We start from the raw sequence: 21,265 nt of genomic DNA, 5'->3' as shown, positions 1-21,265 counted from the left end.
GCAAGCATACGGTGAAAAGCTCGATCATCGCCATGAGGAGGTTGAACCCATGAACTCTGTAAAACAGTGCTTTCATCAGTTGGCACTCTTATTGAGCCTTTTCTTTTTAGGCTCTGGCAGCGTTTCATACGCTCAGTTTCTGGATTCCGTCAAAGCCGGTAATGGAATAACCGCCAGTGTTGTAAGCAGAACTCCCATCGGAACTCGCGTTGTGCTCACCGGTTCGATCAAGGGCAATATGAGAAGAGCTCATTATATTTTTCAAGATCACACTGGAACGACAAGAGTCCGCATCGAACGAGAAATTTGGCGAGGCAGAAAAATAGGTCGAAAAGATCAAATCGAAATCCGAGGACGTGTCGATAACGATGTGAGAGGAAGATTCATAGACGTCTACTATTTTAAAATACTCAAGTAGAATTAGAGAAATTAGACCTGTCGAATTTTTAAGAATTCGATATAAGCATTATTTTCTTGATATATTCCGTCTAAAGTAGTTTCATTCAATAATTCCGAATGCATTCTCTCCAACATCGGCTGAGGGGTCAGATAGCATGGGGTTGCTTGGAATACTGCTGGGACTAGCGCTACTCATGTGGTTTGCCTATCGCGGCTGGAGTGTGCTTCTGCTTTCTCCTGTCGCTGCGCTTCTCGCCGCGCTCATTTCCGGGGAGCCTCTTCTGGCAAACTGGACATCGACCTTCATGGGAGGGACGGCCAGTTTCGTGGGACGGTGGTTTCCACTTTTTCTCCTGGGTGGTATTTTTGGAAAGCTGATGGACGATAGCGGCTCCATCACCTCGATTGCACGATATCTGACGGAAAAACTCGGCGTAAAACGCACGATGCTATCCGTCGTGCTGGCATCGGCAGTCGTCACCTATGGGGGCGTCAGCGTATTCGTTGCCTTCTTCGTTCTCGTGCCTATGGCACGGGAGATGTTCAAGGCCGCCAATATACCAGCCCGTCTGATGCCTGCCGCCATTGGGCTTGGTGCCTTTACCTTCACCATGTCGGCAATGCCGGGCACGCCTTCCACAAACAATGCCATTCCGATGCCCTATTTCGAAACCACGACCTTTGCAGCGCCGGGACTGGGGATCATTGCATCAATCATAACACTGGTCTTCGGCATGTGGTGGCTGCAACGCGCGGAAGCCAAGGCGCGGGCTGCAGGTGAAAATTATGTCGATGACACCGGCGAACTGGAGATAACGGAAAAGGTCAGGGAACAATCGACGCTTTCAGGTGATTTCGACCCCGCAGAACTCGAACACGGCGCACGAGCCGACCACCAGCCGCCTTTTTTCTTCGCGGTCCTGCCCCTGCTTGTCGTCATCGTCGTCAATTTCCTGATGGCGCTCATCATCCTGCCCCGTATTGATTTCTCATTTCTGGAGCAGGAGCCTTGGGGAATCGATGTCGGATCATCAATAGGTTTGTGGGCGGTGCTTATTGCACTAGCGGCCGCCATTTTGACCCTTATAGCGGTCAATTTTCGCCGCCTTCGGGCGATCCGCGAAAGCCTCGACGCAGGCGCCAACTCCTCTGTTCTGCCCATTCTCACCATAGCGAGCCTCGTCGGGTTCGGTGCAGTTGTGGCAGCGATGCCTGCTTTTGCCGTGGTTCGCGATGCGGTGCTTGAGGTGCCGGGCGGTCCGCTTGTCTCTCTGGTCGTAGCCATGAATGCGCTGGCGGCCCTCACCGGAACAGCATCCGGCGGCATGGCCATCGCACTCAATGCGCTGGGCGACGAATATATGCGATTGGCGATCCAGTACGGGATCAATCCTGATCTCATGCACCGTTTGACGGTCATCAGCGCTGGTACACTGGATGCGCTGCCGCACAATGGTACGGTGCTTCTGCTCCTTCAGATCAGCAAACAAACCCATGCATCAAGCTATTTTGACATGGTCATGACTGTGATTGTCGGCGTGATTATCTCGCTCGCGGCGGTTTTCGTGCTGGGTTCAATGTTTGGCTCCTTCTGAGCATGGCCATTGTTGTTGAAAGGAAGTTGAAATGAAAAGGACATCTCTCCTGATTGCCGTCCTGCTCTCCTTGATGGCGAGCCCCGCATTCGCACATCTCAACCCAGCCGAGCATGGTTCTTTCGCCGCTGGGTTTTCTCACCCTCTTTCGGGCGCCGACCACATCCTTGCAATGGTTGCCGTTGGCCTTTGGGCTTCGATGCTCGGTGGGCGCGCGCTTGCCGTCGTTCCGCTAAGCTTTGTCGGCGTCATGCTGCTGGGATTTATGGCGGCACTCAGTGGGATAACTCTTCCCTATGTCGAACCAGTCATCCTTACATCGGTAATTGTGCTTGGCCTCATTGTCGCCATGGCGTTCCACGCATCGACCCTGACTGCAGCGCTCGTCGTCGGCTTCTTCGCATTCTTCCATGGCTATGCCCATGGTGGGGAAATCGGCAGCGCGGCGTTTCTTTCCTATGGTGTTGGGTTTGCGCTTGCAACGGCATTGCTCCACGCAGCAGGTATTGGTGCGGGCCTTGCAGCAGGACGCATCCTGCAAGGTCGGACGGGGCAGATGATAATGCGGGCGGCGGGCGGCTTTGCCGCGCTCAGCGGGCTTTACCTGATGGCTGGATGATGTGAGCCGCATCTTGCTGGATCATTCGAAGAGACACGCTGAAGTTGATGGTAATAATGCTGGACCGGAACCGGACTTGCCCGTGCACTCTCCGGCTCTGCCTATGCTGCACCTCATGCGACTTGTCAGTCCCAGCCAGCCGGTTGGTGCTTTTTCCTATTCGCGTGGTCTTGAATGGGCTGTCCACACTGGCACCGTCACGAATGAAGAAAACTGTGCAGCGTGGGTTTTTGGTCTTCTGGAACACAGTTACGCCGCGCTTGACGGTGCAATTTTCTGGCGAATGATTTCCGCACTGACGCGAAGCGACGATGCCGAATTCTGCCGCTTGAACGACTGGCTTGGGGCAAGTCGAGAAAGCAGCGAACTCGAGCTTGAGGATCGCCGCATGGGCGAAAGCTTGCTTACTCTGCTATCGGAACTCGGTGTCGAGCGGGCGCGCAACTTCGCTTCGGAACAACGTGCCACCTACCCCGCAGCCTTCGCCATCGCAGCGCTTAACTGGAATATAGAGCCGGTCGATGCACTGCGCGGCCTTATGTGGAGCGTGGTGGAAAGCCAGGTCATGGCGGCAATCCGGCTCGTTCCGCTTGGCCACACGGCAGGCCAGAGGATACTTATTGCTGGAACAGCAAGAATTGAGCGGGCCGTCGAGAAAGCATGCACGCTCGAAGACGACAAAATCGGCAATACAGCGCCCGCACTGGCTATGGCCAGTGCCTGGCATGAGACGCAATACAGCCGACTATTCCGGTCGTAAGCGTTGCATTTCGCGATATCGCTCGAGATTTTCCTCTGCCGAACTTGCATCAGCCGGAGGGACGGGCACCAATGCCTTGAAAGCATACTGACCGATCAGCATGACCCAAGTGACGAGGACGAATGTCGAAGTCAGCACCGGCATTCCAATCGGTTTCAGGAAGATGGCTACCGAAGCCCAAAGCCATGTGGCCACGACAGCGCCGAAGATCGCGTAAAGAAAACTGCTCCAGCTGAAAACAAGGAAGAAGCCGCCAAGCGCAATTGCCGTTAACGCGGCATTGTAACCGAAAAGCCCATCGCGAATGGCCCCTTCCGGTCCGCCGAATGCGGCGGCGACCAAAGCTCCGGTTATCGCTCCCAAAAGGCCCATCAGCGCGCTTATCCGGGAATGGATCGCGATAGCAGCAAGGATAATGTAGCCTGTGATCCAGTTATCCTGAAAGAATATCTGTCCGATGGCGGTGCCGATCCCCATATACCAGGTTGGGAGTACATAAGGGACAGCGTAGGAAAACTGTTCCGGTGACACCGGTTTCGCCATTGGCCCCGCATCGATGGCATCAAATTTGAGAATTGCGAACAGAAACAGCCAACCGACAAGCACGAATGGCATTGTTAGAGGCGCAACCTTGTGCGGGCCCAGAAGCGCTCCGATACTCGCGAAAGCCATTGTGGAAAAAGCTGCGCCAAAGATGAGATAGATCGTCATGGCCGGGGACGGCAGCGCGCCGCTGCGAAAATCGGCACTGGTAAATGCGATCAGCGCAAGCGCGACCAAAGCTCCATTGAATCCGAACAGGCCATCACGAATAAGCCCCCTGTCGGCCTTGAGGATGATTGCCGTCAGTGTGCTGGCGACCACACCCACCACACAAATAAGGGCATAAATCCAGGAATTGACCAGAATGGCGAACAAAATGACCAGCCCGGAAAGCGGGTTGTTCTGGAACACCACTTGTCCGATACCGCGCAGCGTCCAATCGATAAACCCCAGAGAAGGATGATCCCGCATCGCATTGAACTGCATATTTTGTTCCTTCATGTACCGGTAAACATCCCCGTTTCTAAAGAATGAGGAAATGCTCTATCGCTTTGGTTTCGCTAACCCCCGTCAGTCGCTTAAAACAGGAAATAGCGTTGCGCCATCGGCAGAACATAGGCTGGTTCACAGGTGATCAATTCGCCATCCACCCGCACCTGATAGGTTTGCGGATCGACCTCCAATTTGGGCGTAAGACCGTTGTGGATCATGTCCTTCTTGCGGACCGTTCTAATCCCTTTGACCGCAACCAATTGCTTGCTGAGTTTCAGCTTTTCGCCGATACCATCATCAAGCGCTGATTTGGAAACAAATGTGACGCCTGTGGAGCCAAGCGCCCGCCCCAACACACCATACATTGGACGGTAATGGACCGGTTGGGGCGTCGAGATCGATGCGTTGGGATCGCCCATCGGCGCAATCGCAATCATACCGCCGATCATCACAAGGCTGGGTTTCACGCCGAAGAATTCCGGCTTCCACAATACAAGATCAGCCCGCTTTCCAACTTCGACAGACCCAATCTCATGAGCGAATCCATGCGTAATCGCCGGGTTAATCGTATACTTCGCGACGTACCGCTTGGCGCGGAAATTATCGTTCCGGCCGCTATCCTGACTCAGGGGGCCGCGCTGCACCTTCATTTTATGGGCGGTTTGCCAACAGCGAAGCGTTGTCTCTCCAATGCGACCCATGGCTTGAGAATCCGATGACATCATCGAAAACACACCCAGATCATGGAGTATGTCTTCTGCTGCAATCGTTTCGCGCCGAATGCGGGATTCCGCAAATGCCACATCCTCCGGAATTTTCGGGCTGAGATGGTGGCAGACCATCAGCATATCGAGGTGCTCATCGACCGTATTGATGGTGTAGGGACGGGTCGGATTGGTGGAGGACGGCAGGATATTTTCTTCGCCCGCCGCCGTAATGATGTCGGGAGCATGCCCGCCGCCGGCACCTTCCGTATGGAAACTGTGAATGGTCCTGCCCTTCATGGCAGCAAAAGTATCCTTGACGAACCCGCTCTCGTTCAGCGTGTCTGTATGAATGGCCACCTGAATATCTTCTTCGTCGGCGACGTTAAGACAATTATCGATGGCGGCCGGGGTGGTTCCCCAATCCTCGTGCAGCTTCAGGCCAACAGCACCGGCCCTGATCTGTTCACGCAGAGGTTCAGGCTTGCTTGCATTGCCTTTGCCCAATAAACCCACATTGATCGGAAGCGCTTCCACAGCCTCCAGCATACGATGGATAGCCCATGGACCAGGCGTAACCGTGGTTGCAAGCGTGCCAACCGTTGGTCCCGTTCCACCGCCAACCAAAGTGGTGGTGCCGCTGGCCAGCGCTTCTTCCGCCTGCTGTGGCGCAATGAAGTGAATATGTGTATCGATGCCGCCTGCGGTGAGAATCTTGCCCTCGCCCGCAATTACGTCGGTTGCAGGTCCAACGATGATGTTGACACCGGGTTGGATATCGGGATTACCTGCCTTACCGATCCCTGAGATACGACCATTCTTGATACCTACATCGGCTTTGATGATGCCCCAATAGTCGAGAATAATGACATTGGTGATCACCAAATCGGCGGTTTCGGCTGAAGGCCGCTGGCCCTGCCCCATGCCATCGCGAATAACCTTGCCGCCGCCGAAGGTTACTTCCTCGCCATAGATACAACGGTCATCCTCGACCTCGATGATGAGTTCGGTATCTGCCAGACGCACACGGTCGCCCTTTGTCGGGCCATAGAGTTCGGCATAGGCCTGCCTTGATATCCTCCCCATCTGTCCCTCCTAAAGTTTCCCGTTGATTTTTGCGTTGAAGCCATAGACTTCCCGGTCGCCATCAAGCGCAACCAGTTCGACTTCACGATCCTGTCCCGGCTCAAACCGCACGGCAGTCCCGGCGGGAATATTGAGCCTGAAACCTCTCGTTCGCTCCCTATCAAAGACGAGCGCCTCATTGGTCTCATAGAAATGATAATGCGAGCCAACCTGTATCGGCCTGTCGCCGGTGTTCTCGACAGCAATGGTGCAGGTTTCGCGACCGTCGTTGAGGTCGATCGACCCGTCTTCGATGAAATATTCACCCGGTATCATGATCGTCTCCTGAAGCGCGTACCGAAAAGCGCCAAGCGTTTTCGGTACAAGATGCGGGCAGAACCAAAAGCAAGAGCAATTTCGGTCATTCAGAAACGCACTAAGGAATCGGGTTGTGAACGGTCACAAGTTTGGTGCCGTCTGGAAAAGTGGCTTCCACCTGAATGTCGTGGATCATTTCAGGCACGCCCTCCATCACCTCATCCCGGCTGAGAAGCGTGGCCCCGTAGGACATGAGTTCCGCGACCGTTTTACCGTCGCGGGCACCCTCCAGAATTTCAGCGGAGATGTAAGCCACAACCTCTGGATAGTTCAGTTTCAACCCTCTGGCTCGGCGTCGCTCCGCAACCAATGCTGCAGTGAAAATCAGAAGTTTGTCCTTTTCACGTGGCAATAGTTCCATCGGTAGACCCTCTCCAAAGTCAGTTATGTGGCCCAGATGCGCGGTGCAGTGGCCGGTTTTCCTAATCCCATTTCGCGTAGAACCTCCCACGCCCTGCGAAATAGCGCCTTGGCTTCCGACATCCGCCCGCCGAGATAGCGGCAGACAATCACCCTTTCGAGCCGCGACGCCGAAAACAGATTTCTGGCTGTGTCACCCACCGCTTCGCGAATGGCCTGAAGTGCGTTTTCCGCAGCCGGACCGGCATAAACCATCGTGGCAACAATTGGTTTGGCGCAAAATGCATAAGCCGCATTCACTGCTGGTGCGGCACCACGAAGGCGAAATTGTTCGAACCAGATTGGCTTTCCGTCCCTGAATATTTCGACCCGTTGCCGGACTTCGCCCCTGTCGAAGCTTTCCTGACAGGCAGGACGCCCCAGACTGAAAATGTCCCACCCCAGATAGACTGCATCACCGCTCAGGGAGACATGCGTGCTTATGGATGCTCTGGCGCCGTCAAAAACGATTGTTTCCTGCGGGAGATACTCGCATATGCCACCTTCACTCACATCGATCCTAGTCGTCTGTGCGCTCTGGCCTCGCTCACTGCGATAGAATTTCGTGGCGCCCGGTGTTGTCAGAACAGCCCTGGCCTTGCGACCCAAAAAGCACGAAATATCAAGAATATCATCCCCTGCAACTCCACCCGGCGGATGAAGGAGATAGACATGCGCGCTGCCGTCTTTCTCAGGATAAAAAGGCTGTTGAACCGCAAGGGGACCCACATGGCGCCGCCGCATCAGCCGCGTCACTTCACAATTATGCTCAAACCGAAGTTCAAGCTCTGCATGCCAACCCTTGTTCATCTACAAAAGCCACCTCTGTGCTATTGGAGAACTTAATTGCGCTGTTGACGCATGAGGTAAAAACTGGGCAAGGCAGTAAAGTAAGTCGATAATAACAAGGCGCCATGACTGCTACAAGTTTAAAGTTATCGACACTCATGGCGACCGCCAATTTAAATATCAGTGTGTGAAAATTGAGTTCGCAGCTGCAATTCATATCAATTTCAAGAGCGTATAAAAGCTCTGGCGGCGTCCCTCGAAATTCTTCTATCGATTGGCGAGGCGCTTGATCATCCTGGCTGGCAGATAAAGCACCAGCGAAGCTTGTTCCAGTGTGCCCTGCCCCGCCACGGCAAATGCATCGTCCATACTTGCATATTCATCAGTCAAGAACTGACGCAAGAAGTTACCCGATCCCAGAAGCTTGATCAGGGTGTCAGAACTGGCGAACAGGGTGTGCCCACCACGATCCACCTGCGAGACATCAAGAACCTGAATGTCCTTGTTTTGCAGGAACGCTATATCAGCGCCGCTCCCAACACGAGGCTCGCCTCCAGTCAATCGGCGCGAAATATCGAGGGCGCGGTCCCGACGCGAAACAACGATAGTGAAAGGTCGCGGCAAATGACTAATATCATTCACCTGGCTTCTGAAGAGATCGGGGTCGAGGTCTGGCGCAGCAAGAAGCACCCCCTTGATCCGCTCAAGCACCTTTCTCTGATCGCGGATGGAAAGGGTTCTCAGCGCTTCCATCACGACAACCGCCCCCATTGAATGACCGACGACAATGATCCCGGTCGCCTTTGAGCGCGCCACAAGTTGAAGCGTCTCAGCCAGTCCATCTCTGGCAATGAGCGCGCTGTCACGATCATACAGATAACGTGTCAGTGCACCGGCTGAAGCCCATGAAAAATAAACGGGTAAAGACCCAACGTCATAGTCATGCACGATCTGGGCGTTGCGAAAAAGCCCCTCTGCGAAATTGTTATTATAGCCGTGAACGAAGATAAACACTTCGCGCTGCGATGCAGGCCGCTCGGATAATCGCCGGTTGATTTCACGAACCATGGCCTCTCCATTTGGAAGGCTCAAATAGTTGGTTGCGCTGAACTGCCGTCGGGGATCTGGCCTGGACGCAGACGTTTCCACCGATCCGGGCCGGTGATTGTGTGGAATGCGAACATCTATGGTGGAGAACTTCAGCGCATCCGAACGCGCGCGTGTATAGGCGATTTCTGGGTCGTCTGAACGATCCCGAACCGTAGCAACCATGAGAGGAACCACATCGCCTGACCGCGAATAAGACTGCTCAGCCGTACCCAATCCAGTGACAGCGCGAGGCCCGGCACATCCCACAACCACCGAAAATACCAGTACAACTGCGCGAAACGGCCTCATAAAACTCCCCCGCAACGCTGCATTCAATGATGAAGTAAAAGCTTTTCAATAGTTTAGTCCGCTGGCCATTTGACAAATGCTTTTCAGCGTTTGGCTTAGGCGTTCCTACTCATCTAACAAAGAAGTTTTTCAGAACGCGGCTGGCTCACTCGATAGTAACTTACGAAAGGGATTTAACAAAGCCAGCTTATTCCACGATACAATCATCGTCCGCCAGCGGATTAAACTATTATCAACTCCGCGACAGCCAAATGAACAGAGCGATGTTTCGGACCGCCAGCATCGCGCCAAAACCTTCTTTCAATTAGTGCATATTCTGGTTGCGGCTACGCTCCTGCGTCAGTTCTGCGGTGGTCTGGCCGAGCCGCTTCGCCAATTCCCGCATGATCGTGATGGCCATTTCCGGATAGTCACCGAGGATTTTCGTAAAATGCTCCTTGCTGATGCGCAAGGTCTCCAAAGGCGTCGCTGCTCTCACCGTCGCGGTGCGCCCCATATCGCACAAAATGCCAATTTCTCCGACGATGGAATTGGGCTGTGCATCGGCAACCTTAATGGGGCCGCCCGGTGAATCGACCAGAATATCCGCACCACCCAGAAGGATCACATAGGCGGAATCGGATATGTCGCCCTGATGGAACAGCGTCTCACCGGGCTTGAAAGTCACGCGCTCAGAGGTGAAGGCGAGAAGCTTTAGCTTCGCCGGTTCTATACCAGCAAAGAACGGCATGCGCCGCAGCATTTCGACTTCATCCTTCAACAACATCGATCTTCCCTTTCATCCCGCCTTACGACAGCAAATCCTTAAGCGGTCCATCCTCCTGCATCAGCGCCTCATAGGTGCCATCCTGAACCACCCGTCCATGATCAAACACGATAACGCGGTCGAAATCTCTGGCGAGAGAAAAATTACTCAATGCCCATATTATTGCGGGTTTATGACCTTCTTTATGCAGCGTATGCATAATATTTCCAGCGATCTGATACTGGATACGCTGATCCAGTGATGGCAGCGGCCGGTTGAACACGACATAATCAGCATGTTTAAGCAGCGCTCGCGCCATATTGATTTTCTGGCGCTGCACACTGGTCAGTCGCTTGCCGCCCGAGCCGACATCAAAATCAAGCCCGATGATCAGGATTGTGCGCTGCTGGCCCGTTTCCTCGAAGAGATCGATGAGGATCGACCGGATTTTGTCCGACGCATTCATCTGTCCATAGCTGGTCTTGCCAAACAGCAGATTGTCGAGCAGCGTGGCGTGCTTGATGAAGCGGTCCGGTTCGTAAGGCTCGATCACGGCGCGCAGGTCGTCCGGCGTATCGCGCAGAAAACGTGTTCTTGCCTTGAGAATCTTGGCCTTCAACGCGTCGGTCAGAAGGCCGAAACGATGCCGTGGCTCAATATAGGAGAAGCTGAGACGTACGATGTTGACGCGGTCTTCGTCCGAAACCGCATCAACACTGAGCCCCTTCACCCGCTGCAAAAGCGTCTCATATTCGGGAATGTCTTCCGGACGCATGAATGTCAGTTGCTGGAAGAACGGGTGGTCGGGCGGCAGATCGCGGAAAAGCTCGATAGCGTTTTCAGCGATTTCGAGGCTCATGGCGTAAAGATCGGCGAGAAGATCGTCCTCGCCGATTACCTCGCGGAAAAACGGATGCGCCGCCAGTTGCCGGATGGTCATGGAGGAGCGGTCGAGCACGCCGAACAGCAGATTTTCACCCACCGTCGCCTGCGCGTTATAGACATCCGGCTCAAAGGGAATGACCAACGCCGCCATATCACCGCCGTCAAGCCGCTTACGTAACGCCTGCCGGAGTTCCACGATGCGGGAGATGAATTCCGGATGCGCAACCGTATCGACCTTCGACAGAAGCGCTATATCGAAAATGTCATGGGTGACCATCACTGCGTCGAGGATGGGGCGCACGACGGCGTAGAGCCCGTCCCGTCCCGAAATGCCCATCGCCGCGTAATCCACCCAGTCGCTATTAAGATCGAAATCGGGATTTCGCGCCCGGCGCGCCTCGGCAATTTGCCATTGCCGTTTTTTCGCGTCATCGCCTTCATAGGCAACCTTGGTCAGGGGCGCATGTCTGAGCCCGTAAAGCAGATTGTCGCGTAGGGAACCGCTGAAGAAATAGCCATCACCCGACGCATAGGCGATGCGCCGCCCGGTGACCGATTCAGGCATTTCGAGTAGATCATGACCGTCGATGGCGACCCGCCCGGTTGCAGGCCAGACGAGTCGGCCCAACAGTTCGGCAAATACATCGCTGCCACTGCCCGCAGGCCCGATCAGCGCGACGGTCTCGGTCGGCTTCAGCTCCAGGCTGACATGTTCCAGAATCGGCGCGCCGCTGTCGTCTTGCACCGTGACATTGCTGATGACGACCGGCTGATCGAGCGCAGGAACAGTGTCATAGTGGACCGATTGCACCTTCGGGGCGATGAGATTATCGACGCTGAACTGCTCGACCACTTGTGCATACTTGACCTGCACATCCTGGCGGTTCTGGTCCCAGTCGATCAGTTCCTTGAGTGGACCCGGTAGGTCCTTATAGGCATTGATGACGGCAACAAGCTGGCCGATATCGAGCCTACCCTGAAGCGCCAGAATACCGCCGATCATGTAGAACAGAAACGGTGTGACCTGAGCCAGAAAATTGTTGATGAACTTGACCAGAAATTTCCACTGATAAAGATCATAGCGGATAGAGAAGATGTGCCCCAGCCGGTTGGCGATATCGGCCCGCTCGAAATTCGACGTATCGTTGCTGTGAATGGCGCTGATGCCGTCAACGATCTCGCCGACGCGGCCCGAAAGTTCCCGCGCCGACAATTGACGCTGGCGCCCCAGTTCCAGAAGCCGCTTTCGCATCCGCGGAATGATAATGCCCTGCGCGGCAACAATGATCGCCGCGATCATGCCGAGCCAGAAATTCTGCATCAGAATGAAGACGAGCGCCGTGAGGGCCTGCCCGCCGAGAAGCGCTGGCTGCACAAAGGCGTCGCCGGTAAAGCCTCCAAGCGGCTCGACTTCGTCCTTGATCATGGTGGCGATTTCCGCCGAGCGGACGCGTTTGAAATGGAATGGCGGGAAACGCAGCACCCGGTCCACCAGCTCGAAACGGATGCGGCGTAGCATCCGTTCGCCAAGCCTGCCCTTATAGGTATTGATATAGAGCTTAAAGAGCCCGTTGATTACGACCAGCAGCAGGAAAACCATGCTGAGGCCGATCAGCATCTGGATGCGGGTAAGCTGCAGCCCGTTGAAGAACACCACCTCGCCCAGGATCGGGAAATCATAGGTGATGCGCATGAAAGTCTGTGTGGCGCCAGGCTTCTCGAACCCTATGCCCTGAATGGGGCCGTTGATGATCTGCTTAGGCAGATCGAACGAGAGAAAATAGGGGATCATCGACACGGCGACGACAAAGAGGATCCAGGCTTGCTGGGCGCGTGTCGTGGACCAGATATAGCGAGCGAGGTTCTTTTCCATGAAGTCCCGTTTTGAGATCGATGGCCCGCCGGGCCGTGCTGCTATCGCGCCAACGCGGTCAATCGCTCTGTCTATACCTATGCATTCGCGAAACCTCCTCCGCTTTTGCCAGTATATTTGTAGTGCGTTCGCAGCAAAATGGAAGTATCTCGCCTCACTTAAAAGCGGGATAACAATGGTTGAGAGAACTTAGTGCCGCAAACTGCACAGCTTTAATGTTGCTAACGACGGCGATAAAGAAAATAGCGGTTCGCGGCGACGCTCTGCGGTAGAGGCATGGGCGTCAATTCAGGATGTTCGAGCGGCAATCCGCAGGCGGCTATGCCGCCACGTTTCAGGAGCGAGGCCACAGCGTCGGGGAGCCATGTTAGGGTCAGTGCATCCAGATCTTCATGGCCAGTGCCGATATCCGCATGCACGAGCGCTGCCTCGATGCCGAGATAATCGCCAATCGTGTCCTTGATCTCACCGACGACCAGATTGTCGCCCTGAGGTGTCGAACTTTCGAAAGAACGGGCCACGCGATCGAAAGCGATAATCCGGCGATCCGGAAACAGCTCCCTGATATGATCATATGTGCGGCCATTGCCGAGACCAAGCTCCATGATCGTTCCGGGAATTGCGCGGACATCGTCCGCAATGCTGTTCAGGATATCACGCTGGGCGCAAAGACGGCGGATGAAACTGTCGAGACGACTCATGATCTGTTCTTCAATCTGCAAATGTCCGAGACGTCCGCTTATACAACGGCGGACATAAAGTCGACCGCGACCGATGATGCACGGTTGCGACCCGACCTGAAGGTGACTATGCCTTGACGATATTATCGCCGCTGATGGCGCGGCGTCCGAACGCATTTCTGGTATCAACGATCAACGGCGCCCATTTGGCCAGCGCCTGATAGTCGATCTGATCGTGATCGGTGGCGATCAGCACAGCGTCAAAATTTCTGACAACCTCTTCGGTCAGCTCGACCGAGGCGCGACCGCGAAGTTCGATATAGTCGCGCGTGGGCGGGATCGTTGAGACGAAGGGATCGTGATAATCGGTCGTTCCGCCACGGGCCTCAATCAGTTCGATCAGTTTAAGCGACGGGCTTTCGCGGATATCGGGAACATTTTTCTTGTAGGCGAGGCCGATTATCAACACGCTCGAGCGGCTGACGGCTTTTCCGTGGCGGCGATCAAGCGCTTCGGCAAGACGGTCGACGACATGACGCGGCATAGCCGAATTGATCTCACCGGCAAGTTCGATGAAACGCGTCGGCAATTCATATTCGCGCGATTTCCAGGTCAGGTAGAACGGATCGATGGGAATGCAATGACCGCCAAGTCCCGGCCCCGGATAAAACGGCATGTAGCCAAACGGCTTAGTCTTTGCGGCTTCGATCACTTCCCAAATATCGATGCCCATGGCCTCGTAGACGACCTTCAATTCGTTGACGAGAGCGATATTGACTGCCCGGAAGATATTTTCCGTCAGCTTTACCGCCTCGGCGGTGGCATTGGATGAGACCGGAACGACAGTCTTGACCGCAGCTCCGTAAAAGGCGGTCATAAGTTGCGAGGCCTCTGGGCCATCACCGGCGACAATCTTCGGGATACTTGAGGTCTCGAAATCGCGGTTGCCGGGATCCTCGCGTTCTGGCGAAAAGCCGAGGAAGAAATCCACGCCGGAACGCAGGCCCGTGTTTTCCAGAACAGGCCGTACCACCTCATTGGTGGTGCCGGGATAGGTGGTGGATTCCAGCACGATCAGCTGACCGGCTTTCAACGTTCTGGCAATCGCGTCACAGGTTTTGACGACGAATGACAGATCGGGGTCCCGCTGTTTGGTCAGCGGCGTCGGAACACAAATGATGATGACATTGCAATCGCCGAGACTTGAAAAGTCAGTCGTCGCACTGAAACGGCCTTCACCAACATGACGCCCCAGCACCGTATCGGACACGGCTTCGATATAGGATTTGCCATCGTCTATCATGACGATCTTGCCGGGGTCGATATCGAACCCTATGACGCTGAAACCGCTGTTGGCGATGGTCATCGCCAGAGGCAAGCCAACATAGCCGAGGCCGATAACCCCCACGCGCGCCGAGCGATTGGCGATAGCTGAAAACAGGTTCCCATGAAGCGGGGCAGAGTCGGTCAAGATCATAGCTCTCCGGCAATTGATATCCTTCAGTGGCGGATTTACGGGCCAGCTGTCAAGGACGCCGCCGAGGGGTAACTATATGTTCACCGGAAACCGAGCGATTTTACTTTAGTGAAACTGGCTTTGCCACGATAACACGCTATATTGGTCGCAATGATTTGCTGACGACCGGCCATGACATGGCTGACGGCTAGAAAGAATAACAAGCGATGGATGTCCCCCGGATTCCTATTTCCGAAACATTGCTCAGCCCGGTTTTACACTGGCTACAACAATCTGCGCTCAATGGCGCAAGCCTCGAAACTCTGGCCGAAGGATTTTGTGAAAGGTTGGCGGCGGCTGGCGTGCCGCTGATGCGCGTCCATTTAAGTTTTTCGATGTTGCATCCGCTTTACGACGCGCTCGGCTTCACCTGGATACGCGGCAAGGGCATGGAAATCGAGGGTTTTCGTGCTTCCACCAGCGAGAAGGATGCAGAGCGGTTTCTCACGAGCCCCTATTTCCATCTGCTTAGCAACAACCTGCAATATCTGCGTCGTCAGATCGACCCATCTGCGCCATCGGAGTTCCCGGTTTTCGATGAATTGAAGGAAATCGGAGCCACCGATTATCTCGCCTTCGTGCAATCCTTCGGCGATGGCAACAGTCAGGGTATGGTCGGCTCTTGGACCACAGATATCCCCGGCGGCTTCGGTGACGACGTGGTGGAGACATTGCTGAATATCCAGAACAGCCTGGCAATCGCCGCAAAGATGGCGGTGCTCGGCAAGCTCGCAGACAATATGGTCACCACCTATCTTGGCGGCAATGCTGGCAAGCGCGTGTTATCCGGCCAGATTCGTCGCGGGGATGGAGAGACCATTCGCGCTGTGCTCGTCATGGGCGACATGCGACAATCGACGGACCTTGCCGAAAAGGCGGGCAGGCAGGTCTATATCGACACGCTCAACGAGTTTTTCGATGCAATCGCCGCGCCGTTCAACAAGAATGGCGGCGAGATTACGAGTTTTGTCGGAGACGGGTTCCTCGCAGTCTATCCCTGCGGACGTCACCGGGAGCCGTCGCAGATCGCCGCGCGCGCGGCAATGGCGGCAGTTCGGCAGGCAACGGCAGCCATGGCCGACATGAACAACGAGCGGAAGAAGAAGGGCCTCGACGAGGTTCGCTATGGAATGGGCCTGCATGTCGGCAACGTGATGTTCGGCAATGTCGGCCTTAAGGACCGACTGACGTTCTCCACATTCGGCAGCGCCGTCAATGAAGTGTCGCGATTGCAGGGGCTAACTAGGCTCTATCCCGACCATCCGATTATCGCCAGCGAGGCGTTCACCAACTATTGCGGTGGCGACTGGGTGACGCTGGGTGCGAAGAAACTGCGCGGCGTACAGGACAAGGTGACGATATTGGCGCCGGGTGGGGAAAACCTGAAGATGAGCAGTATTGAGGCAACCGGAAGGAACAAGCCGGATGCAGGCTCCGAAGCCGAGCAAGTGATGCTGCTTTTCCGCAACTCCCGCGACCGGAAGCCCCCGAAGCTTGAGGGGAACCTTCTTCAATGATCAAGACATGTGCTGTGGCACTGCTTCTATCCACCTTGTTTGTCCAAGTCTCAGCGATTGCCGATCCATTGAACACACCCCTTTTCGATACTTTCGATGGTGAAGATTTTTCACCCACCGGCGGGCTTTATTACCGCGATAATGATGAACAGAAAGCGGGAACGGTCGAGTTCCAGAGTGCGGTCACCCGCACCGGACCGCGCGCTTTGAAACTGAGCGTGCGATCCGGTTGCAAGGCAACAACGGAAAACTGCAGCGAAAGGGCGGAGATCTGGGAAAAAACCGAGCTTCGCGTTCCTTACGACCAAGCCGTCTGGTATGGTTTTGGAGTCAAGTTCGCCGAACCCATCCCACAAGACGACCATCGCTATGTGATTGCGCAGTGGAAGCGTGAGATCGGCCCCGGAACAAAAGGCGACTTCAGCCCGTTTCTGGCGGTGCGGCTCAACAAGGGCAAGCTCTTCATCACTGTAGAAACGAATTATCACCCGCCAGTCTCCACCGGGACCAAGGGCACAGCCGCGACATGCGATAAAGGGTCAACCCCGGTTTGGTTGCGGCCAGAAACCAACCAGATGCGGGCGCTTGTCGCGACCGACGACAACTGGGTCGCGGAAGATGGCGGCCTCTTCTCGGCATGCACCGACAAAATCACTATCACGCCCCGCGGCAACAGCCTCCCCTCTCCCGACTCCGGATGGATCGACTTTGCGTTCATGACGAAACCCGGCCCGGACGGAACCGGCCATATCGAGATTTTCGCCAACGGCCTCTGGATCTCGACAATCAAAGGCTATATCGGCCACAACGATCCCGGATTGGGCAAGAACCAGTACTTTAAGTTCGGTCCATATCGCGCGGCCGGAACCGGCGAATGGTCGCTGTTTTATGATGATTTCCGCAGGTCAGCCAACTGCAGGGACGTTCTTCGCGACAGCAACGCATGTGATCTCATCAAGTAATCCTTCCGGGCTGGAAGCATTGTCCCGCGCGTATCTTCGCGCAGGGCCGTGACAACTACTGGATGCGTGAAATCTAGTCATGGACTCATAGGCATTCGTGCGCTAGCGTTCACGTCGGGGGTGCCCGCACCGGGGACACGCAACAGTGAAGGCCTGCAAGCATGATCTCAGGGACAGATCTCTTGAGGATCGAAAATCTGAGCATTTCCTTCACCTTGCTTGGTGGGAAGATCATGGCCGTGAAAAAAGCCGATCTCCGTGTCCTGCCAGGCAAAGTCACCGCCCTTGTCGGCGAATCTGGTTCTGGAAAGTCTGTTATAAGTCAATCGGTTATGGGAATTCTGCCGCGCACTGCTTCCGCGAGTGGCAAAATCCTTTTCCAAGACCCCGACATGCCCGGCCAGCCGCCTATCGACATTCTCAGCCTGCCTACTGACGGTCCGGAGATACGGGCGCTCCGTGGCAATCGCATCGGCAAGATTTTTCAGGAGCCGCTCACATCGCTGTCGCCGCTCCACACGATCGGCAACCAGATTTCGGAAGTACTGTCGATCCATACCAGGGATATAAAAGCCGAGCGGCGTGAGCAGACGGAGGAGATGCTTGGCCTTGTCGGTTTCAAGAACCCGACCCAGGCCTATGACAAATATCCGTTCGAACTGTCCGGTGGTATGCGCCAACGCGCCATGATCGCCATGGCGCTCATATGCAAGCCATCCCTGCTGATCGCCGACGAACCGACCACGGCGCTTGATGTAACCATTCAGGCGCAAATTCTCGAACTGCTCGGCGAGCTTCGAGCCAAGCTCAACATGGCAATGCTGCTCATCACGCACGATCTGGGCGTTGTCGCCAATGTCGCCGACGAGGTGGTCGTCATCTATCACGGCGAGATCATGGAATCGGGACCAGTTGAAACGATCTTCCGCAAACCAGCCCATCCCTATCTCAAGGGTTTGATGGCCGCCGTGCCGCATTTCGACATGAAGCCGGGCGAACGTCTGAAATCCTTACGCGACGTGCCAGTCGATGTCGCCAAGTTGATGGGCAAGAGCAAAGCCGTCCATACGGATCGCAACAATGTGCTGCTCTCCGTGCGCGATATCTCCAAGACCTTCGCAGCCCGCAAAACCCTTTTCGCAAAAGATGGCGGGCCGCCGACGCGGGCGGTCAATGACGTCAGTTTCGACGTATTGCGCGGCGAATGTTTCGGCCTCGTCGGCGAGAGCGGCTGCGGCAAGACCACACTGAGCAAAATCCTGATGCGCGCCGTCACGCCGGACGCAGGCTCCGTAATTTTCAACGGCGACACAGGCCCGATTGACATCCTAGACGCCAGCGGCAACGACCTGCAGGCGTTACGCACCAAAATCCAGATGGTGTTTCAGGACCCGGTATCGTCGCTGTCGCCGCGCATGACCATCCAGAATATTCTCAGCGAACCGCTGGAAATTCACGGGCGCGGAAACGCAAAATCCCGGCTGGACAAGGTTGCCGACCTGATGGACGTGGTCGGCCTGAACCGCCGCTATCTCAATCGCTACCCGCACGGTCTCTCGGGCGGTCAGCGCCAGCGCGTCGGCATCGCGCGGTCTCTGGCGCTCGGTCCAGAACTCATCTTGTGCGATGAACCCGTATCGGCGCTCGATGTATCCGTACAGGCGCAAATCCTCAACCTTCTCAAAGATTTGCAGAGGGAACTCGGGCTTACTTACATCTTCATTTCGCACAATCTGGCGGTGGTGGATTATATGGCCGACCGGATCGCCGTGATGTGTGGCGGGCGGATTGTCGAAATCGCTCCACGTCGCACCCTGATGCGGGCGCCCGTCCATCCCTATACGAAATCGCTGCTTGCCGCCGTTCCATTTCCCGATCTCGACCGTCCACTTGACTTCGGCAAGCTCAGTGCCAGCGGTGCATCCGACAAACGCAACTGGGGTATTCAGTTCCGCAACGACGGACCGGACGACATGCTGACGCCAATGGATCTGGGCGACGGGCACCTTGTGCTTGCGCGCAAGACCGCAGACATGCGGGAGTTGAAGCCTTGATCAATCGGCGAACGACACTGGGCATGCTTGCTTCCTGCTTTCTACCTGGTGTTTCGCGGGCGGATCCGGCTTTGCCGAACTATTCACTGCCGCAGCCGGGCGCGCTGCCCGATCTGGCCGACCGTCTTCCCAAAACACCAAGGATCGTCAACATGGCGGCGCTTGGTCGCAAACCCGGCGTCAACGGAGGTGTCATCCGCACCCTGATCGGCAACCAGAAAGACATCCGGTTGATGACGCTCTACGGCTATTCCCGTCTGGTTGGCTATGACGAAAAGCTCAACATGCATGCGGATATTCTCGAAAGCTTCGAGACAGTCGAGGACAGGGCTTTTACCTTCAAAATCCGCCCGGGGCACCGCTGGTCGGATGGTTCCTATCTGACATCGGAGGATTTCCGCTATTGCTGGGAAGACGTGATGCTCAACACGGAGCTGAAGCGAGGCGGTCCGCCGAGGGTCTTGCTGGTCAATGGAAGGCCGCCGCGTTTCGAAGTCATTGACGAGTTGACGGTCAGATATAGCTGGGACGCGCCTAATCCAGATTTCCTGCCACAACTGGCGGCGCCGCAGGCGCTAACGATTGTTCTGCCGTCACAGTATTTGAAACAATTTCACAAGACCTATCAGGACAATTTCCGGCTCTCGGCCCTGATGAAGCAATACCGCGTCAAGAAATGGACTGACCTTCATTTCAATATGGCGCGCAGCTATCGGCCCGAAAACCCGGAACTGCCGACCCTCGATCCATGGCGAAACACAACCGCGTCGCCTGCCGAGCAGTTTGTTTTCGAGCGCAACCCGTATTTCCACCGCGTCGATGAAAACGGGGTGCAATTGCCCTATGTCGACAAAGTGATCCTGAATATCAGCTCCCCGACAATCATTGCCGCCAAGACCGGCGCTGGTGAAAGCGATCTGCAGGCACACGGCATCGACTTTTCCGACTACGCCTTTCTGAAGGATTCCGAAAAGCGTTTTCCGGTCAGGGTCAGCTTGTGGAAGCGGACGGAAGGCGCGAGGGTGAGCCTGATGCCCAACCTCAATGCTGGGGACGCCATTTGGCGGGCGCTCTTCTGGGATGTGCGCGTGCGCCGCGCCCTATCGCTCGCAATCGACCGGACCGAAATCAACAAGGCGGTGTTCTACGGTCTTGCCGTTGACAGCGCCAACTCCATCCTGCCCGAAAGCCCGCTCTACAAACCAGGATATAAAACGGCGTGGAGCGCCCATGATCCTGAACAAGCGAACGTCCTGCTGGACGCGGCTGGCCTGCAACGGCGGGACGAGAACGGGATTCGCCTGCTGCCAGACGGTCGCTCCGCAAAGATCGTGGTGGAAACCGCGGGCGAAAGCACGTTGGAGACAGATATCCTCGAGCTTGTCACAGATCACTGGGCAAAGGTCGGCATCTCGCTGTTCATCCGAACATCCCAGCGTGACGTTTTCCGTAGCCGGGCCATGGGTGGCGAAATCATGATGTCCATGTGGTCGGGGCTCGATAACGGCATACCGACCGCCGATATGAACCCGGGCGAGCTCGCCCCAACCTCGGACGACCAATTGCAATGGCCGGTCTGGGGCATGTATTACATGTCGAACGGAATGAAGGGCCATCCTCCGGAAATTCCCGAAGTAAAGCAGCTGATCGAGCTTCTCAGCCAATGGCGGGACTCCAGCGACATAGCCGAGCGGGCCACTATCTGGACGCAGATGCTGGATATCTATTCGCAGCAGGTGTTTTCCATCGGTATCGTCAACAGCACCCCCCAGCCCGTCTTGCGCGCGGCCAGCCTCCAGAATGTACCGGAGAAAGGGCTCTACGGCTTCGACCCGACCAGCTTTCTCGGCGTTTTTATGCCGGATGCGTTCTGGTATGGAAAGGACGCCTGA

General features: G+C 55.5%; 18 protein-coding genes. 8 read left to right on the top strand and 10 right to left on the bottom strand.

Annotated features, from left to right (window positions below):
• The first annotated feature begins 49 nt into the window (after positions 1-49).
• The 4 genes from ABWW11_RS11460 (at position 50) to ABWW11_RS11445 (ending at position 3,373) form a co-directional block, all read left to right on the top strand.
• Positions 50-418 carry a YgiW/YdeI family stress tolerance OB fold protein gene (locus tag ABWW11_RS11460; RefSeq protein ID WP_109366121.1) on the top strand — a complete coding sequence of 123 codons (369 nt, stop codon included), beginning with the start codon at positions 50-52 and terminating at the stop codon, positions 416-418.
• Between the two features lie 136 nt (positions 419-554).
• On the top strand, positions 555-1,994 hold the full coding sequence (locus tag ABWW11_RS11455) for a GntP family permease (protein ID WP_109366122.1): 1,440 nt from the start codon (positions 555-557) through the stop codon (positions 1,992-1,994).
• Between the two features lie 31 nt (positions 1,995-2,025).
• Positions 2,026-2,613 (top strand): HupE/UreJ family protein, encoded by a 588-nt coding sequence (locus tag ABWW11_RS11450; protein ID WP_109366123.1) that lies wholly within the window; start codon positions 2,026-2,028, stop codon positions 2,611-2,613.
• A 1-nt stretch (position 2,614) separates the two neighbouring features.
• A complete protein-coding gene (locus ABWW11_RS11445) occupies positions 2,615-3,373 on the top strand; it encodes an urease accessory protein UreF (protein WP_109366124.1) in 759 nt (252 codons plus the stop codon).
• Here ABWW11_RS11445 and ABWW11_RS11440 read toward each other — a convergent pair.
• The 10 genes from ABWW11_RS11440 to ABWW11_RS11395 all read right to left on the bottom strand — a co-directional run bounded on the left by ABWW11_RS11440 (position 3,359) and on the right by ABWW11_RS11395 (position 14,795).
• Entirely contained in the window at positions 3,359-4,402 is a 1,044-nt protein-coding gene (locus ABWW11_RS11440; protein WP_109366125.1) for an urea transporter, read from the bottom strand. The two genes, ABWW11_RS11445 and ABWW11_RS11440, sit on opposite strands and share 15 nt — an antisense overlap.
• A 92-nt stretch (positions 4,403-4,494) precedes the next feature.
• Complete coding sequence (ureC, locus tag ABWW11_RS11435) at positions 4,495-6,198, bottom strand: urease subunit alpha (protein WP_319080304.1); 1,704 nt, start codon at positions 6,196-6,198, stop codon at positions 4,495-4,497.
• A 9-nt stretch (positions 6,199-6,207) separates the two neighbouring features.
• Positions 6,208-6,513 carry an urease subunit beta gene (locus ABWW11_RS11430; protein ID WP_109366127.1) on the bottom strand — a complete coding sequence of 102 codons (306 nt, stop codon included), beginning with the start codon at positions 6,511-6,513 and terminating at the stop codon, positions 6,208-6,210.
• Positions 6,514-6,613: 100 nt separating this feature from the next.
• Positions 6,614-6,916, bottom strand: coding sequence for an urease subunit gamma (gene ureA / locus ABWW11_RS11425; protein ID WP_109366128.1), 303 nt, complete (start codon positions 6,914-6,916; stop codon positions 6,614-6,616).
• A gap of 23 nt (positions 6,917-6,939) precedes the next feature.
• Entirely contained in the window at positions 6,940-7,764 is an 825-nt protein-coding gene (locus ABWW11_RS11420) for an urease accessory protein UreD (protein ID WP_109366129.1), read from the bottom strand.
• 246 nt (positions 7,765-8,010) lie between these two features.
• Positions 8,011-8,811: an alpha/beta hydrolase gene (locus tag ABWW11_RS11415; protein ID WP_235858931.1), complete on the bottom strand. Its 801-nt coding sequence runs from the start codon at positions 8,809-8,811 to the stop codon at positions 8,011-8,013.
• Positions 8,812-9,445: 634 nt separating this feature from the next.
• On the bottom strand, positions 9,446-9,907 hold the full coding sequence (locus tag ABWW11_RS11410) for a cyclic nucleotide-binding domain-containing protein (protein ID WP_109366131.1): 462 nt from the start codon (positions 9,905-9,907) through the stop codon (positions 9,446-9,448).
• 22 nt (positions 9,908-9,929) lie between these two features.
• A complete protein-coding gene (locus ABWW11_RS11405; protein ID WP_109366132.1) occupies positions 9,930-12,644 on the bottom strand; it encodes an ABC transporter ATP-binding protein in 2,715 nt (904 codons plus the stop codon).
• A 221-nt stretch (positions 12,645-12,865) separates the two neighbouring features.
• A complete protein-coding gene (locus tag ABWW11_RS11400) occupies positions 12,866-13,345 on the bottom strand; it encodes a class I SAM-dependent methyltransferase (protein WP_109366133.1) in 480 nt (159 codons plus the stop codon).
• Between the two features lie 106 nt (positions 13,346-13,451).
• The gene (locus ABWW11_RS11395; protein WP_371830804.1) at positions 13,452-14,795 is read right to left on the bottom strand and encodes a nucleotide sugar dehydrogenase; all 1,344 of its coding nucleotides are present in this window, start codon (positions 14,793-14,795) and stop codon (positions 13,452-13,454) included.
• Between the two features lie 212 nt (positions 14,796-15,007).
• Here ABWW11_RS11395 and ABWW11_RS11390 point away from each other — a divergent pair, with 212 nt between their 5' ends.
• The 4 genes from ABWW11_RS11390 to ABWW11_RS11375 all read left to right on the top strand — a co-directional run bounded on the left by ABWW11_RS11390 (position 15,008) and on the right by ABWW11_RS11375 (position 21,265).
• Positions 15,008-16,357, top strand: a complete 1,350-nt coding sequence (locus tag ABWW11_RS11390) for an adenylate/guanylate cyclase domain-containing protein (RefSeq protein ID WP_109366135.1) — start codon at positions 15,008-15,010, stop codon at positions 16,355-16,357.
• On the top strand, positions 16,354-17,319 hold the full coding sequence (locus ABWW11_RS11385) for a polysaccharide lyase family 20 protein (protein WP_109366136.1): 966 nt from the start codon (positions 16,354-16,356) through the stop codon (positions 17,317-17,319). The genes ABWW11_RS11390 and ABWW11_RS11385 overlap by 4 nt, the downstream gene beginning before the upstream one ends.
• Positions 17,320-17,480: 161 nt before the next feature.
• Positions 17,481-19,373 (top strand): ABC transporter ATP-binding protein, encoded by a 1,893-nt coding sequence (locus ABWW11_RS11380; protein WP_109366137.1) that lies wholly within the window; start codon positions 17,481-17,483, stop codon positions 19,371-19,373.
• Positions 19,370-21,265: an ABC transporter substrate-binding protein gene (locus ABWW11_RS11375; protein WP_413464674.1), complete on the top strand. Its 1,896-nt coding sequence runs from the start codon at positions 19,370-19,372 to the stop codon at positions 21,263-21,265. The genes ABWW11_RS11380 and ABWW11_RS11375 overlap by 4 nt, the downstream gene beginning before the upstream one ends.

The organism is Brucella sp. NBRC 113783, from assembly GCF_040372265.1.
Classification (GTDB): domain Bacteria; phylum Pseudomonadota; class Alphaproteobacteria; order Rhizobiales; family Rhizobiaceae; genus Brucella; species Brucella teleogrylli.
The sequence above is the reverse complement of the archived record's forward strand: the minus strand, read 5'-3'. Positions and strand labels throughout refer to the sequence as shown.

Excerpts from the sequence above, each read along its gene's own strand:
- ABWW11_RS11460 (WP_109366121.1), top strand. The coding sequence starts at position 50 with ATGAACTCTGTAAAACAGTGCTTTCATCAGTTGGCACTCTTATTGAGC.
- ABWW11_RS11455 (WP_109366122.1), top strand. The coding sequence starts at position 555 with ATGGGGTTGCTTGGAATACTGCTGGGACTAGCGCTACTCATGTGGTTT.
- ABWW11_RS11450 (WP_109366123.1), top strand. The coding sequence starts at position 2,026 with ATGAAAAGGACATCTCTCCTGATTGCCGTCCTGCTCTCCTTGATGGCG.
- ABWW11_RS11440 (WP_109366125.1), bottom strand. The coding sequence starts at position 4,402 with ATGCAGTTCAATGCGATGCGGGATCATCCTTCTCTGGGGTTTATCGAT.
- ureC (WP_319080304.1), bottom strand. The coding sequence starts at position 6,198 with ATGGGGAGGATATCAAGGCAGGCCTATGCCGAACTCTATGGCCCGACA.
- ABWW11_RS11430 (WP_109366127.1), bottom strand. The coding sequence starts at position 6,513 with ATGATACCGGGTGAATATTTCATCGAAGACGGGTCGATCGACCTCAAC.
- ureA (WP_109366128.1), bottom strand. The coding sequence starts at position 6,916 with ATGGAACTATTGCCACGTGAAAAGGACAAACTTCTGATTTTCACTGCA.
- ABWW11_RS11420 (WP_109366129.1), bottom strand. The coding sequence starts at position 7,764 with ATGAACAAGGGTTGGCATGCAGAGCTTGAACTTCGGTTTGAGCATAAT.
- ABWW11_RS11415 (WP_235858931.1), bottom strand. The coding sequence starts at position 8,811 with ATGGTTCGTGAAATCAACCGGCGATTATCCGAGCGGCCTGCATCGCAG.
- ABWW11_RS11410 (WP_109366131.1), bottom strand. The coding sequence starts at position 9,907 with ATGTTGTTGAAGGATGAAGTCGAAATGCTGCGGCGCATGCCGTTCTTT.
- ABWW11_RS11405 (WP_109366132.1), bottom strand. The coding sequence starts at position 12,644 with ATGGAAAAGAACCTCGCTCGCTATATCTGGTCCACGACACGCGCCCAG.
- ABWW11_RS11400 (WP_109366133.1), bottom strand. The coding sequence starts at position 13,345 with ATGAGTCGTCTCGACAGTTTCATCCGCCGTCTTTGCGCCCAGCGTGAT.
- ABWW11_RS11390 (WP_109366135.1), top strand. The coding sequence starts at position 15,008 with ATGGATGTCCCCCGGATTCCTATTTCCGAAACATTGCTCAGCCCGGTT.
- ABWW11_RS11385 (WP_109366136.1), top strand. The coding sequence starts at position 16,354 with ATGATCAAGACATGTGCTGTGGCACTGCTTCTATCCACCTTGTTTGTC.
- ABWW11_RS11380 (WP_109366137.1), top strand. The coding sequence starts at position 17,481 with ATGATCTCAGGGACAGATCTCTTGAGGATCGAAAATCTGAGCATTTCC.